Raw genomic sequence first — 14598 nt, 5'->3', positions numbered from 1 at the left:
CTTAGCCCTTGAGAAGCTGGTCAACGTGGCTGACGACACCACCAAGCGGCACATCAGATCGCATCCCAGTGCGCCTATCAACAACCTCCACAGTACCCACCGCAAGGCCTCGCGGGCCAACGGTCACTCTGCAGGGAAACCCGACAAGCTCAGCGTCGGCAAACTTAACCCCCGGCCGCTCGTCGCGATCGTCCACCATAACGTCCCACCCAAGAGCCTCTATCGCGCGAACAATCGACTCCACTGCCTGCTGGCTCGCCTCGTCGGTAGCCTTTACAACCGTCACGACAACATGCCAAGGGGCCACCGACACCGGCCACATGATTCCGTTGTCGTCGTGATGCACCTCAACAATGGCGGCCAGGTTGCGTTCCAAACCGAACCCGTACGAACCCATCACAAGCGGGCGACTTTTGCCATCCTTGTCGAGAACCGTCGCCCCCATCGCCTCAGAATATCGGGTGCCGAGCTTGAAGATGTGCCCACACTCGATCGCCTTGAAAACATCAAGAACGCCTGAATCGCAACTCACGCAGCGTTCACCGGCAACGACCTCTCGAATACTCGCCCACGTTGTCACCCTGATGTCGCGAGCAAGGTCGACACCACGAAAATGTTTGTCGTTTACATTGGCGCCAGTTGTCATGTTGGTGCGGTCCCTAAGCGCTTCGTCCGCAACAATGGTCACACCACCAACACCGACAGCGCCAAGGCTGCCGGCGTCAGCGCCAAGGATCCCCGGGATTTCGTCAGCCGTTGCGGGTCTGACAGCGACCGCACCAAGCGCATCAGCGAGTTTCTGCTCTTGCAGCGCGTGATCTCCACGCAAGAGAGCGAGCACGGGCTCGTCATCAGCAAAATACACCATGGTCTTAATCTGGCGATCAGCGGCAGCGCCTCCCTCGATCGCGGCCAATCCGTCGATCGTTCTGATTCCTGGTGTATCGAACATCTCTAGTTCGACAGGGCCGGCCGGATCGACCACCGGTTCGACAAATGAAATGGCACGTTCGACGTTCGCCGCGTACCCGCAGACCGCACAATGGGCCACGAGGTCTTCGCCAACGTCGGACCGCACCATGAACTCGACCGAGTCGGACCCTCCCATTGCGCCCGAACTCGCCTCAACCGGTATGGCCTCGAGTTCCAGCCGCGCAAAGATACGTTGGTAGGCGCCGTAGTGCGCGTCGAACTGCTTGTCCAGACCCTCCTCGTCAATATCGAGCGAGTACGAATCTTTCATTGTGAACTCTCGAACTCGAAGCAAACCGGACTTCGGACGCGGTTCGTCGCGGAATTTTGTTTGGATCTGATACCAGAGCTGGGGTAGCTGCTTGTACGACGTGAGCTCTGAAGCGACCGAGGCGAATACTTCCTCGTGAGTCATGCCAAGGGCGACGTCGGCACCTTTACGGTCGACAATGCGGAACATTTCGTCCCCCATTGCCTCCCACCGACCTGACCGTTTCCATATGTCAGCGGGGTGGATTGCGCCAAGAAGGAACTGTTGCCCCCCGATCCTGTCCATCTCCTCGCGAACGATTCTGTCGATTTTGGCGCGCACTCGAAATGCTGCCGGGAGGATGGAATAGCTCCCGGCCATGAGCTGACGGATGAACCCGGCCCGCACCAAAAGCTTGTGGCTGATCGCGTCGGCGTCAGCAGGTGCGTCACGCAGGGTAGGTATGAATGCTTGTGACCAGCGCATAAATCCCTCCGGAGCGTGAGCAGGATCGGCGCTAGCTTAGCTTCCTATGAGGCTAGCTTGGCTTCCTACAAGGAAGGCCCGGTGGCGATTTCCGCGACCGCAGCACGCCGCTTCTCAGTATCGTTGGCGTCTCCTTGGAGGCCGATCAGTTCAAGACGTGTCTCTGCGGCAAGATCGGCGGCCGACACATCGGCCTTTGCAAGTCGGGCCTCGGCGCCTTCTTCGTGAAGCGCTACCGCTTCGTCGATCAATACCTCGACCATCTCGCTCTCCGCTACGACCCGGACCACCTGCCCCTTGATGAACAGGTGCCCCTTGCCACGCCCAGCGGCGATCCCGATATCGGCCTCGCGAGCTTCGCCGGGACCGTTCACGACACAACCCATCACAGCGACTTGGATAGGTAGACCCTTTCCTTCGAGCGCGGCATTGACCCGCTTCGCAACGTCGATCACGTCGACCTCGGCTCGTCCACACGAGGGACAAGCAATGAGGTCGAGATCAGAACGCTCCCGCAGACCCAGGTACTCCAACAGTTGTCGACCAGCTTTTGCTTCTTCGACCGGGTCGGCTGTCAGCGAGAATCGGATTGTGTTTCCGATCCCCTCCATCAGCAACGTCGCAATGCCCGCCACCGACTTGATCAGCCCACCAGGCGGTGGACCGGCTTCAGTCACACCAAGGTGCAGGGGATAGTCGGTGGTCTGCGAGAGCAGCCGATACGACTCGATCATGCGTGGTACGTTTGAGTGTTTGACAGAGATCTTTATGTCGAAAAAGTCGACCTCCTCAAGGTACCGCGCTTCTGTCATGGCGCTCTCGACAAGGGCTTCGGGAGTTGCAGAGCCGTATTTTTCGAGGAGGCGCTTGTCGAGAGAGCCCGCGTTCACACCGATCCTGATAGGAATCCCAGCGTTGTTTGCCGCCCGTGCGACCTCCTTAATATGTTTCTCGTTGCGGATGTTTCCGGGATTGAGTCGCAACCCTGCGACACCTGCCTCGATGGCAGCGAGCGCAAGTTTGTACTGGAAGTGAATATCTGCAATGAGTGGCACAGGCGAGCGGGGTACCATCTCGGCGATCGCCTGAGCGGCCGTAACGTCGTTACAGGTCACCCGAACAATGTCGGCCCCAGTTCCGGCTAGGGCGTAAATCTGCGCGAGGGTTGCGTCGACATCTGCTGTTTTCGTGATTGTCATCGACTGTACCGTGACCGGTGTACCACCCCCGACAGGTACAGAACCGACATGGAGAAGACGAGTTGTCTCACGAGGAATTGTCATGATCGGACCAGCCTACCGCTGTATGTGTCCTGGCCTGTCCATCAGGGAAGCTCAAGCGGGTCGAATATGTCGAGGAACACGCCGTAGAGGCCGAGCACCACCAGGAACACCAACACAACGCCCGCGTAGGGGGCGAGCTTTTGCACATCCGGATGCCGGCCTGTCACCTTCTCGAACAACGCAACAACAAAGTGACCACCGTCGAGCGGGTACATCGGGAAAAGGTTGAGAATCCCAACGAAAATGTTGACCGAGGCAAGCAGCCCGACGGCGATTTCGATGGGGCCTGCAATCCGAACGAGTCCGATGGGCGAAATTGGGCGTATCTCATTCGCCGGAGGACCGTCACCCGAGAAGGCGCCACCGATCAGTTTGGGCACCGCGGTGACAAGCGATGCAAGTCCGACGACCGCGTCCTTAGTTGTCGTAACTAAGAAACCCGTACCAGTCTTGACACCTTCGACGAGAGTGAGACTTTCTCTCTCCTGAACAGGTGCAACACCGAGAAATCCCTGCACTTCGCCGTCAACTTCGCGCTCTGCAAGCGTCACGACCACTTCGATCAACTCGCCGCGACGTTCAACCGTAATTGCGGTTTCAAGGTTTGGGCGTAAGTGAGCAATGTCAACGAACTCGTCCCAGGTCGCGAGCGGAACGCCGTTCACGGCTGTAAGCAAATCTCCGGGACGAATGTCGACACCGCCGGCTGGCGCAATGAGGATCATTTGATCGGTCGCCAGCGTTACCTCGGCGCCGTCACGGATGACAACAACGTCGATTAGATCGCCGACGTCTGGGTCCACTGACAAAAACTCGGCGAGCGGCACACCGTCCACGGTTACCACCCGGTCGTCGTTGAATAGCACCAGAGGCTCCGAGGCGGAACCCGAAACAAACACCTCTGACACGGCCTCGATCGTGAGTGTTGGTGAAAGCGTGCCGAACATCAGAGCCGCGATGATGAACAGGAAGAACGCTACAACGAAGTGGGATGCGATCCCCGCGAGAACAACCACAGACTTCTGCCAGAACGGTTTCCCGCGATACGTCCGGTGTTCTTCTGCCGGATCGACCTCTTCGAGCGGGTTCATGCCCACGATGCGCACGTAGCCGCCAAGTGGGATCGCTTTGATACCGTATTCGGTTTCCCCGCGGGTGATCGACCACAGTTTTGGGCCGAACCCGAAGAACGCTTCGGTTGCCTTCATTTTGAACATTTTGGCGGCGACAAAGTGGGCGCCCTCGTGAACGACGATCATCACCATGATGCCGACGCCAATGAATACCGAACCCATGAATCCTCGTGGTTTTAGCTAGCCCGCAACGGTAGCGTTATGCGGGACGTACTCTGGGTTCATTGCCTGCTGGTGATCCACTGCAATGCGGCGCGCCGTGCGGCAGTGTCGTAGGCAATAACATCGTCAACGGTGCACAGCGGCCCATGCTCGGCATCGTCCAACACCGCCTCAACAACTTCGGAGATGGTAAGAAAGCTGATCCGACCGTCGAGAAAAGCCGCGACCGCCACTTCGTCAGCGGCGTTGAGAGTCGTGGGCGCCGACCCACCGGCGCGCCCAGCAGCGTAACCGAGTGCCAAACAACGGAATGTCGTGACGTCGGGTTCATAGAACGTCAGTGCCTGTGCGGTGAGATCTAAATCCTCCGGAGGAGTCTGCACCCGATCGGGATAGGAAAGAGCGTATTGGATCGGTAGGTGCATATCGGGAACACCAATCTGGGCAATGATCGCCCCATCGATGTATTCGACCATGGAATGGATGATGCTCTGTGGATGAACGACAACATCGATCTGGTCGTACGACATATCGAACAGGTAGTGCGCCTCGATGACCTCGAGAGCCTTGTTCATAAGTGTGGCCGAATCAATCGTGAGGCGCTGACCCATCGCAAACGTGGGATGGTTCAGAGCCTCATCGACGGTGACGGTGAGAAGATCCTTTGTCGTGCGCCCGCGAAACGGACCTCCTGAAGCGGTGACGATGAGCCGACGAACGTCACCCCGCTTCTCGCCGACCAAACATTGCCATAGAGCGGAATGCTCTGAGTCAACCGGGATGATCTCAGCGTGACCCTGTTGCGCGGCTGCAATGACAACCGGCCCACCTGCGACAAGACTTTCCTTGTTCGCCAAAGCAAGGCGATTGCCCGCTTTGAGTGCAGCAACCGACGATCGTAGACCCACCGCCCCGACAACACCGTTGACCACGATGGCTCCCGGGGATGCGGCCATGTCGACCATCGCCTCGATACCGAACGAGACCCTCGCTCCGAGTTCCGACACCAGATGCTCCCGCCCGTCCTTGGACGGGTCCGTGACCACGACCGCGGCATCAGGATATTCGCGGGCAGCGCGAATGATGTCAGATGACGCTCGGTGTGCGGCAAGACCGACGATCTCCCAGCCATGTCTCTTCGCGACCTCGCGGGTTTGGGTGCCGATCGACCCAGTGGCGCCGAGCAGGACAATTGGTTTCACACCAGGCCGGCCCAACGGAACACTACCCACGCCGCGGGAATCGCAAACAACAGCGCATCGATCCTGTCGAGCACACCGCCGTGCCCCGGAAGGACAACCCCCATGTCCTTTATGCGTAGCGCACGCTTGATGACACTGACCGCAAGATCACCCAGCGGTGCAACGAACCCGATGGCGACAACGAGCGCAAACGCCGTTTTCGGCTCCCAAAGATCAAAACGGGACAATCCGAAACCGGCCGCAGCCATGGCGAAGTAGCCCCCGACCAAACCGGCGATGGTCTTCTTCGGCGATACGATCGGCGAAAGCTGGCGTTTTCCGAAGGCACGTCCCGAAAAGTACTGAGCGACATCAAAGACGGTCACCATGCCGATAATGACTGCGATCAACACGCGGTAATCGGGGCTCTTCAGAATCGCGAACAAGAACGCTCCCGATCCGCCGATCCATGCGGAACCCAACACCGTGAACGAGAGGTTAACTCCCGGGCGCGGCCATTTCGGTTTGAAAGAAAGAAACCACGCTGCAGCCATCAAACCCAATATGGTTGCAATGGGCACCGCGACAAGTCCGTACAGCCATGTGCCAAGGAAAGATCCAGCAATGGCCAAAAGCCCTACCCATGTGACCGGCCGAGCACCGGCACGTTGCAGAGCCGTGTAAAACTCGAGCGCGGCGAGGCCGAGAGCCAACATTGCAAGAATGCCCATCGCTACCGGGTTCATGAGGGCAAGTGCTACTGCGCCGACGAGGCCGACGCCAGTCGCGACGCGGGCTGCTATGTCTGATCGAGAACGCGGCGTGGCGAGTTCCACTTCGTCGTGTTCCATCGTCATGTCAACGACATCGTCGAGTCCGACGATGTCGTCCTCCCTGCCGGGCAACGCGGCATGCAACGCGGCATGCTCACGATCTTCGTCTGCCGACTGGGCGATCGCCGCAGCCAACCCCGCATGCTCGGACGTCGCTGCCTGGAGGTACTCGTCCGAGCTGAGAGAGGCAAAATCGACAGGATCGCCGTCGTCCGCATCGACATACTCATAGCTGGAAGTCGGGGCATGAGATTGCGGGGACGGTCCACCCGGTTCGTTCGCTGCCGTTGCAACGTCGTCGGTTCCCCCCTCGTCTGATGCATGCGGATCCTGGCTGCCAACCGGCGCCTCAAACATAGAGTCGTCGGCGAGACTCACTTGTGGTTGTCGAGGCAACACCCCGTCGAGAAGTCCACGGGTGGGGTCTGTCGACGCCTGCACGACGTTTGCTTCTGGCCACTGTGCCAGCAGGTTGCCCGACGGGTCCCGAAGGTCTTCCGTCGGTTCGTTCTGCGGATCGGGTTCGATGAGATCCTCAAAGTCTGTCGCGAAGTCGTCGAAGGCGTCCACCGAGTACACCTCGGCCGGCTCGGGCCCGTCGTCCGTAGGAGATGGATGAACGACACGCAGGGCAGAAGAAATGCGGGTCCCGACTGGCTCTGGACTTTCCGGGCTGTCTACGTCGGGATCAGTGTCTGGCGCCGAATCGTCCGGTGTCAGATCGGTGCTTGGAGGGTCCTCAGCATCGATATCGAAGACATCGACCTGAGCCTCCTCAGCCGCCGACAATTGTCCGGTCTCCTCGGATGCGCTTTTGGTCGCCTCGACGTCTTGTTCACCCGCGGTGGCGACGGCTTCCTCTGAGCGACCTTCTTCGTCATCGGATTCTGCCTCCGTCGCTGTCCCCGTGGGTGTAGCCACCGAGATTATCGGAATCCTCGTGAGCCGATCGGGCAACCCAGAATCGGGCGGCACCGCGACGTCTGGCTGTTCGGAGGCCTCATACGGAGACCGCTGAGCGCGTAACCACGAAAACCTGCCGCGACGTTTCTTACCGACCGTGACCTCGTCGGACGAAACGATAGCTTCGGTGACTTGGGCCGCGACCGGCGTTGTGGATGGCTCCCCCGGCGACTGCGTGGCTATTGGGTCAGAGTCAATGATTTCATCGCCGCCTGACTCCCATATATCGCCGAAAGTCCCATCGCCAGCGTCGTCACCGGCTTCGACGTACAGGTTTTCGGTTGCGTCATCAGTCGCGTCAAATAGCGGGGGCTGCGCGAAGTCGCCTGGAGCGTGCGAGTCCTCGCCGTCTCCTTCGCCCGTGTTCGTTGGACTCACGCCGATCCGTTCCACACGGCACTACACCTCAAGAAGCTCATCCTCTTTACGCGCCAGCAACGAGTCGACCCGCTTCACAGCCTCATCCGTCAGCTCCTGCAGAGTCTTTTCAGCACGTCGCACCTCGTCTTGTGAGATATCCTGGACGCTTTCGACCTCCGCTTTGATCTGCCTCCGCACGTTGCGAACCGAAATCCGACCTTCCTCGGCGACGTTGCGCACGATGCGGATCATCTCCTTACGGCGCTCCTCTGTGAGTTGCGGAAATGCGAGCCGAATCACGTTGCCATCGTTGGATGGGTTGAATCCGAGATTCGCCTCGCGAATCGCCTTCTCGATCGCGTCGAGCGCACCCTTATCGTACACCTGCACTACAAGGGTGCGTGCATCGGGAACCGTAAACCCTGCCAGCTGGTTGAGCGGCGTCTGCGTGCCGTAGTAATCGACCGTGACACGGTTCAGTATCCCTGGGTTTGCACGCCCGGTGCGGATGTTGCCGAACTCCGAAGCCGTATGTTCAACGGCCAGATCCATCTTGACTTCGGCCTCTGCAAGAACTTCTTTGACCATGACGATGCCTTTCAGTGGACGATCGACCCCACGGCCTCCCCACGGACCGCACGAGCGACATTGCCGAGCGTGGCAATGTTAAACACCCGAATCGGCAAGTTGTTTTCCATGCACATCGTAATGGCTGTCGTGTCCATGACACGGAGTTGTCGGTTGATGGCTTCCATGTACGTAACCTCGGACAGTAAGACAGCATCATCGAATTGCTCAGGATCCTTGTCGTACACACCGTCAACCCTGGTGGCCTTGAGGACAGCGACTGCACCGATTTCGGCGGCGCGCAATGCTGCAGCGGTATCGGTTGTGAAGTATGGGTTTCCGGTACCCGCGGCGAAAATCACCACGCGGCCCTTTTCGAGATGCCGAATGGCTCGCAAGCGAATGTATGGTTCAGCGACGTCCTGAATGCTGACGGCAGTCTGCACCCGGCACTCGGCTCCGGCCGTCTCGAGCACATCTCGAAGCGCAAGACCGTTGATCACAGTTGCCAGCATGCCCATGTAGTCGGCGTTGGCTCGATCCATCCCAGATGCGGCGGCACTCAGTCCGCGAAATATGTTTCCGCCGCCCACAACGATCCCGATCTCGTAGCCCTCCGCAGCGACCGTGGCGACTTCGACGGCAACACGCTCGATCATTTTCGGGTCGATGCCGTACCCGACCTCGGGGTCGGCGAACGACTCACCGGACAACTTGAGCAGGACACGTCGACCCATGTTCGCTACATCTCCTCGCCCACCGCAAGCCGGGCCATTGCGGTCACTGAAACGTTCTCCCCCATCCGGGCGGCGAGATCGGTCACCATGGCGCCGACCGTGCCTTCAAATTTGTCTGACCGCACGAACTTCTGCTCGCTGAGCACATAGTCGGCGTAGAAAGACTTGATCCGACCGTCGACGATCCTCTCGACAATATCGGAGGATTTGCCTTCGTTTTCGGCCTGGGCTGCAATGAGGTCGCGCTCTTTGTCGACATCGGCCTGCGGCACATCCTCGACCGTGATCCACTTGGGCGCTGATGCGGCGATGTGCATTGCAATGTCGTTTGCAGCGCTCTGGAAATCCTCGCTCTTGGCGACAAAGTCAGTCTCGGACGCCAGCAACACAGTGACGCCAATAACTGGCCGTCCTGCTTGCTCGTGGAGGTACATGCCGATCGTACCTTCGGATTGTGTCCGTTCGGATCGTTTCTCTGCCGCGGTGATCCCCCGCTCGCGGAGTAAGTCCTTGGCCAGGTCCATGTCGCCGTCGGTCTCTGTCAATGCGCGCTTGACATCCATGATGCCGGCGCCGGTGGCTTTGCGGAGAGTCTGGACGTCTTTTGCGGTTACCGGCATTGCTATTTATCCGTCTTTTTGTCTTTGTCGGCACCCTCGTCGCTGTCGTCATCCTTGCTCCGCTTTGCGTGGAAGATCTCGAGTCCAGCAAGGGCTGCATCTGCAAGGACGCCAGTCATGAGCTCGGCAGTCCGAATCGCATCGTCATTGCCAGGGATCACAATGTCAACATTGTCCGGATCGCAGTTCGTGTCGACGACCGCAATGACCCTTGCCTTGATACGTGCGGCTTCGGTGACGGCGATGTGTTCATGCTTCACATCAATGATGAACACGGCCTCGGGTACCTTGTTCATGTTGCGAACACCGCCGAGCACCGACTGGAGCTTGACAAGTTCGCGATGGAGTTTGAGCCGCTCCTTTTTGGTCAGGGCATCCATTTCGCCCGACGTCTCCATCGCCTCAAGCTCAATCATGTAGCGAATACGCTTGTGGATCGTCTGGAAATTGGTGAGCATGCCTCCCAGCCACCGGTGGTTGATGTACGGCATGCCGGCCCGCAACGCACCCTCAGCGATTGCAGATTGAGCTTGCTTCTTCGTGCCGACAAATAGAACACTGCCGCCCTTTGATGTGATGTCCTTCACAACAGTGGCTGCCTCGTCGACAGCGATAATCGTCTGACGCAGGTCGAGTATGTGAATACCGTTGCGTTCGCCAAATATGAACGGTCTCATCTTCGGGTCCCAGCGACGTGTCTGGTGGCCGAAATGGACCCCTGCTTCGAGTAGCTGCCGCATGGTTACAGCGGGCATGGCGTTCTCCTCTGTTTGGTTGGTTCGTCGGCCCGCTCTTTAAGCCTCCACGAAGCGCGCAAAAGGTTCTTCGACCACAGGAGATTGCAGCGGACCTGCATAGTTGCCAAAGAGTATACCTAAGCGGCGACGGATGGGAGAAACCGATCTCATCTCTGGTAGGGCGGTTCCATGAGTCGATTCCTCAAGCTCATCACAGCCTTTGTGTGAATCTGACAGACGCGAGACTCTGTAACGCTGAGAACTCTACCGATCTCAGCGAGGGTGAGACCTTCGTAGTAGTACAGCGTCACCACGAGGCGGTCCCGTTCCGGGAGCCGGTTGATCGAGTCTGCCAAGGTAAAGCGGGACTCTTCCTTCTCGAAAGATCCGCTGGGATCGGGAGATTTCGGGTCGGCGAGCAGGTCGCCCACCGCCGAACTGTCGCGCTCGCCCGGGTTGAGGAGGTCATCGAGAGCGACGAACCCCAGCGTCGACAACTCCGCGAGGTGATCCTGAAGGAGCTTTATCGGGATATCCATGTGGGAAGCGAGTTCTTCATCTGTCGGCGTCCGCTGGAGTCCGTATTCCAGCTCGGCCATCGCCCGTTGGATCTCCCTCGCACGCGATCGCACAGATCTGGGAACCCAATCGAGAGCGCGGAGCTCGTCGAGAATCGCCCCTCTGATCCGCTTCACTGCATATGTCTGAAACTTGAACCCAAGCTCGAGATCAAACTTGTCGATGGCATCAATGAGACCGAACGTGCCATAACTTGCCAGGTCCTGCGGATCGACGTTGCGAGGAAGACCGGCTCCGAGTCGACCTGCTACGAACTTTACCAGCGGCGAATAGTGGAGGATAAGGCCGTCGCGCGACCTCGCATCGCCGTCGGTCTTGAACTTCTTCCAAAGCTCTTCTAGCTCGTGTTCGCCGCGTTCATGCACGCGGGTGGGATTGTTCATATGTCGTTCTGAGATGCTTTCGCGATACGGCAGTGTAAATCTCTGTTGTTGCTAGTTCAACGTGACCGAGCAGTTCTTGCACCGCTCGCAGGTCCGCTCCACCCTCGAGAAGATGTGTCGCAAACGAATGCCGCAGTGCGTGGGGGAAAGTGCCCAGTCGCTTGCGAACAATACGCCGAATTCCCCGAGTGTCTAGTACCCCACCACGAACACCCACCCAGAGTTCGTCCCGCACGGTCGGTCCCACAAGCGAAGGTCGCGCATCCGCGATGTACTTCAGCACTGCTCTGAGGGCATCTCCGCCGATCGGCACGGATCGCTCCTTATTGCCTTTCCCGACGACACGGAGGAATCGATTGCCGTCAACGATGTCGCCAACACTGAGGCTGGTGAGTTCGGATACTCGCAGACCCGTCCCGTACAGCATCTCCAAAATTGCTCGATCTCGTAGCGCGATATGATCGGCACCGTCGAGGCCGTCGAGAGCCGCGCCGAGCGATGAGGCGGCGAGCGCCTTGGGAAGCCGCGACGGCTTCTTTGTTGAGCGCAGACCATCAGCAGGATTGACAACCACACGCCCTAGGTCGGCAAGGTCGCCAAAAAAACCGCGGACTGCGCTCACCTTGCGCGCCAATGTCGACCGCGCCACACCAGCCCTGGCGAGGCTCTGCACGTACCGGCGCATGACCAGCCGGTCCACATCACCTATCCCCACCACATGGAGGTCATCGCAGAACGCCGCAAACTGTTCGAGATCGCTGCGGTATGCAGCAACAGTGTGCTCAGAGAGCATCCGCTGACGCGCAAGCTTGCTCAGATAGAGGATTCGTTCTTCCGCCGCAAAGTCACTTGTCGTTGTCACGCCTCCATGGTGGTCGAAAAACGAATCCGACTCAACTATCTATGGGATTGCAGAGAGCATGCAGTGAGAAAGTTCAATCCATCGCCGTCTAGCTCGCGGTCGCGCCAAGGTGTGCCCATGAGACGCAGCATCGAAGACAGCGAGCTAGCAAAAACAGCGCTGGCGTGCACCGAGGTGGATCGCCGCCTCGAACTCGAAGCCCACTGATCCTCGTCAATGGGACCTATGGCCCTAGTCCGTCGGATCGATATGAAGGATCATTCGAACGTACCTTGTGAAACAATTCACAAGGTGAGTAAGGAGATACCTGATGACAAAAAGACTCCGAATAGTAGGCATCGCATTGCTCGCGGTCGGCCTTGGTTTTGTCGTCGGCAGCGCCATCGCATACACGAAGGTGCAGGCCGGATACAGATCGCTACAGGCGTTCAGCGAAGCCCAAAACGTGACGCTGAGCTACAACGATCAAGGCCAGCTCATAGACCGAGGCACAACCGAAGGCGCCGCCGCCATCATGGCACTGCTCACGGATGACTGGGGTTACCCTGTCACGAGCGCTGACCTTGATCCCGACGATCCGTTGGTCAACACGGCAAGCGAGTACATGTACCAGATGGCCACCATCGGCTACCACGTCTTGAACGGCACACAGAGTGTCACCATAGACGAGGCAGTCGAATACAACGGTAAAACATTCGCCGCCGGGACGTACGAATTCGACGTTGCTGGGCGTTACTGGACTGACTTCGACGGAAGGAATCCAATTGAGGGTCCAGCTCGCGCTCAGGCATGGACCGGAACCGTCCACGGCCTATTCGGTGAACTCGGAGTGGGCACAGTCACCCACTCCTTATTGCAAATGGGTCTCGGCCTTGCAGCAATCCTAGCGGGACTCGGACTCGTCTTCGGATTCACCGGGGGCGGCCTGATCTGGGTAGCCAAGACCGACACTCTCGGCGGCACCGAAACGCTTGGCAACCTTGCCTATCAACTAGTCGAGGAAGACCCGGTCAAACTAGTCGAGGAAGACCCGATCAAACCAAAAACGACTGTCTGACGCCCGTACGGAGTGTCGGACCCGAAGTAGAGGCTCCTGCAATGTGCAGGGGCCTCTACTCATGCCGTCCGCACCGTTCGGCGAGACGCTGACGGTTTAGCCGATGGCGCAATGGTTCTGACCTCCCCACAACTCAGCATGCTCTCTTATCAACACCCCTGTCAACCGAGACAAGCCCGGCAGCAACCATCTCGCCCGCCGCGGCGACAACCTCACCAACCGATCTGCCCTATGGCACCATCGCTCGGAACAGGAACGCGGCCATCTGACCCCGGGTCACGGTGTTGCTTGGGCAGTAGGCATCGTTGACGGGAGGGTTACAACCCAGCGTGACACCGGCTTGTGCTAGTCGCTCGATATCGGCCTCGAAAATCGAACCATCGTCGTCGGTGAATCGATCCGAACCTGCACCTGCCGTGTATCCGAAAGCCCTGACTAAGAAAGCCGCCATTTGGTCGCGGGTCACTGAATCATCCGGACAGAACTGGTCGTTCACCGGTGGGTTGCACCCCTTCGTGATTCCGACCGAGCCGAGCCACGCAATGTCGGCTACAAACACCGAGTCCGCGGTATCGGTAAACGTCACAGCGTCACCGGGAACGAGCGTGTCTTCGAGGGCCCGCCGTAAGAACGCCGCCATCTGACCCCGGGTCACCGAGTCATCAGGACAAAACAAGGTGTTGGCAGGTGGGTTACACCCCCTCGTGATACCTAGGGAGGCCATCCACTCGACAGCGGTGAAAAACGTGTGAGTGGTTGGCACGTCGTCAAAAGCGGGACCGGTCACGCACCGTGTCGGCGGCGTAACGAGCCACGGAGAGAAGGTGACGTCAACGCTGACCGTGTCGCCTGACCCGAAACCCACGGACGCAGGACCGTCACTCGCACCCCACCAGTTACCCGTGAACGAGACGGAAGAACCGGTCGTATTGGTAACCCCGATAACGTTTCCGCTGAGGCAATTCCCGGTCGAATTGGCACCGAAGCTGGCCGTATCGCCAAGGTGAATCCCGGCGGTGGTGGAGTTGTAAATGTCGTTGTCACGAACGACGTAAGAACCGGTCCCCTCGAAGAACATGGCGAAAGTGTTGCCGAACACGCCGCTGCCGTCGGTGGCGGTGCCGAAGACGTTATCGCTCACGAGTACGCTCGCCCCGGGTTCGTCAGTGGACAGCCACACCGCGAAGGCGGCTGAGGCGAACGTGTTTTTGCGGATCTCGAACCCCGTCTCGTCGGCATCGAGGCTGGTCAGTCGGATCCCGCTCGAGATACTCACGGCCGCGCCGTTCGGCGTAAAACCGAAGGTGTTTCCGACTACGCGGTTGTTGGTCGGAGTCCCCATACTCGCTTGCCACGAAATGCCGGTGCCACTCGCGAAATAGTTGCGCTCGATCTCGTCTGAGATGCCGTCCTCGTTTGAGCCTATGAGGTTT

General features: G+C 58.8%; 13 protein-coding genes. 1 reads left to right on the top strand and 12 read right to left on the bottom strand.

The window, feature by feature from the left end:
* Nucleotide 1 precedes the first annotated feature (1 nt).
* From IIC71_12165 to IIC71_12115, 11 genes are all read right to left on the bottom strand, one after another.
* Nucleotides 2-1708 (bottom strand): proline--tRNA ligase, encoded by a 1707-nt coding sequence (locus IIC71_12165; GenBank protein MCH7669936.1) that lies wholly within the window; start codon nucleotides 1706-1708, stop codon nucleotides 2-4.
* A gap of 65 nt (nucleotides 1709-1773) precedes the next feature.
* On the bottom strand, nucleotides 1774-2991 hold the full coding sequence (gene ispG, locus IIC71_12160) for a flavodoxin-dependent (E)-4-hydroxy-3-methylbut-2-enyl-diphosphate synthase (protein ID MCH7669935.1): 1218 nt from the start codon (nucleotides 2989-2991) through the stop codon (nucleotides 1774-1776).
* 41 nt (nucleotides 2992-3032) lie between these two features.
* Nucleotides 3033-4286, bottom strand: a complete 1254-nt coding sequence (locus IIC71_12155) for a site-2 protease family protein (protein MCH7669934.1) — start codon at nucleotides 4284-4286, stop codon at nucleotides 3033-3035.
* Nucleotides 4287-4345: 59 nt separating this feature from the next.
* Complete coding sequence (locus tag IIC71_12150; protein MCH7669933.1) at nucleotides 4346-5488, bottom strand: 1-deoxy-D-xylulose-5-phosphate reductoisomerase; 1143 nt, start codon at nucleotides 5486-5488, stop codon at nucleotides 4346-4348.
* Nucleotides 5485-7641: a phosphatidate cytidylyltransferase gene (locus IIC71_12145; GenBank protein MCH7669932.1), complete on the bottom strand. Its 2157-nt coding sequence runs from the start codon at nucleotides 7639-7641 to the stop codon at nucleotides 5485-5487. Before IIC71_12145 ends, IIC71_12150 begins: the two co-directional genes overlap by 4 nt.
* Before the next feature lie 21 nt (nucleotides 7642-7662).
* Nucleotides 7663-8211, bottom strand: a complete 549-nt coding sequence (frr, locus tag IIC71_12140; GenBank protein MCH7669931.1) for a ribosome recycling factor — start codon at nucleotides 8209-8211, stop codon at nucleotides 7663-7665.
* Nucleotides 8212-8222: 11 nt separating this feature from the next.
* Nucleotides 8223-8927, bottom strand: a complete 705-nt coding sequence (locus IIC71_12135; protein MCH7669930.1) for a UMP kinase — start codon at nucleotides 8925-8927, stop codon at nucleotides 8223-8225.
* Between the two features lie 5 nt (nucleotides 8928-8932).
* Nucleotides 8933-9547 (bottom strand): elongation factor Ts, encoded by a 615-nt coding sequence (tsf, locus tag IIC71_12130; GenBank protein MCH7669929.1) that lies wholly within the window; start codon nucleotides 9545-9547, stop codon nucleotides 8933-8935.
* Nucleotides 9548-9549: 2 nt separating this feature from the next.
* Nucleotides 9550-10302, bottom strand: coding sequence for a 30S ribosomal protein S2 (gene rpsB, locus IIC71_12125; protein MCH7669928.1), 753 nt, complete (start codon nucleotides 10300-10302; stop codon nucleotides 9550-9552).
* 149 nt (nucleotides 10303-10451) lie between these two features.
* Nucleotides 10452-11246: a FliA/WhiG family RNA polymerase sigma factor gene (locus IIC71_12120; protein ID MCH7669927.1), complete on the bottom strand. Its 795-nt coding sequence runs from the start codon at nucleotides 11244-11246 to the stop codon at nucleotides 10452-10454.
* On the bottom strand, nucleotides 11221-12039 hold the full coding sequence (locus IIC71_12115; GenBank protein MCH7669926.1) for a tyrosine recombinase XerC: 819 nt from the start codon (nucleotides 12037-12039) through the stop codon (nucleotides 11221-11223). Before IIC71_12115 ends, IIC71_12120 begins: the two co-directional genes overlap by 26 nt.
* A 379-nt stretch (nucleotides 12040-12418) precedes the next feature.
* On the opposite strand from IIC71_12115, the gene IIC71_12110 reads away from it, so the two are divergent.
* Nucleotides 12419-13165, top strand: coding sequence for a hypothetical protein (locus tag IIC71_12110; protein ID MCH7669925.1), 747 nt, complete (start codon nucleotides 12419-12421; stop codon nucleotides 13163-13165).
* 229 nt (nucleotides 13166-13394) lie between these two features.
* Here the strand turns inward: IIC71_12110 and IIC71_12105 are convergent.
* On the bottom strand, nucleotides 13395-14598 hold a 1204-nt coding region (locus IIC71_12105), incomplete at its 5' end, for an S-layer homology domain-containing protein (protein ID MCH7669924.1).

The organism is Acidobacteriota bacterium (genome assembly GCA_022562055.1).
In the GTDB taxonomy this organism is placed as follows: Bacteria; Actinomycetota; Acidimicrobiia; order Spongiisociales; family UBA5794; genus BMS3BBIN02.
This window is presented reverse-complemented; position numbering and strand designations above follow the sequence as displayed.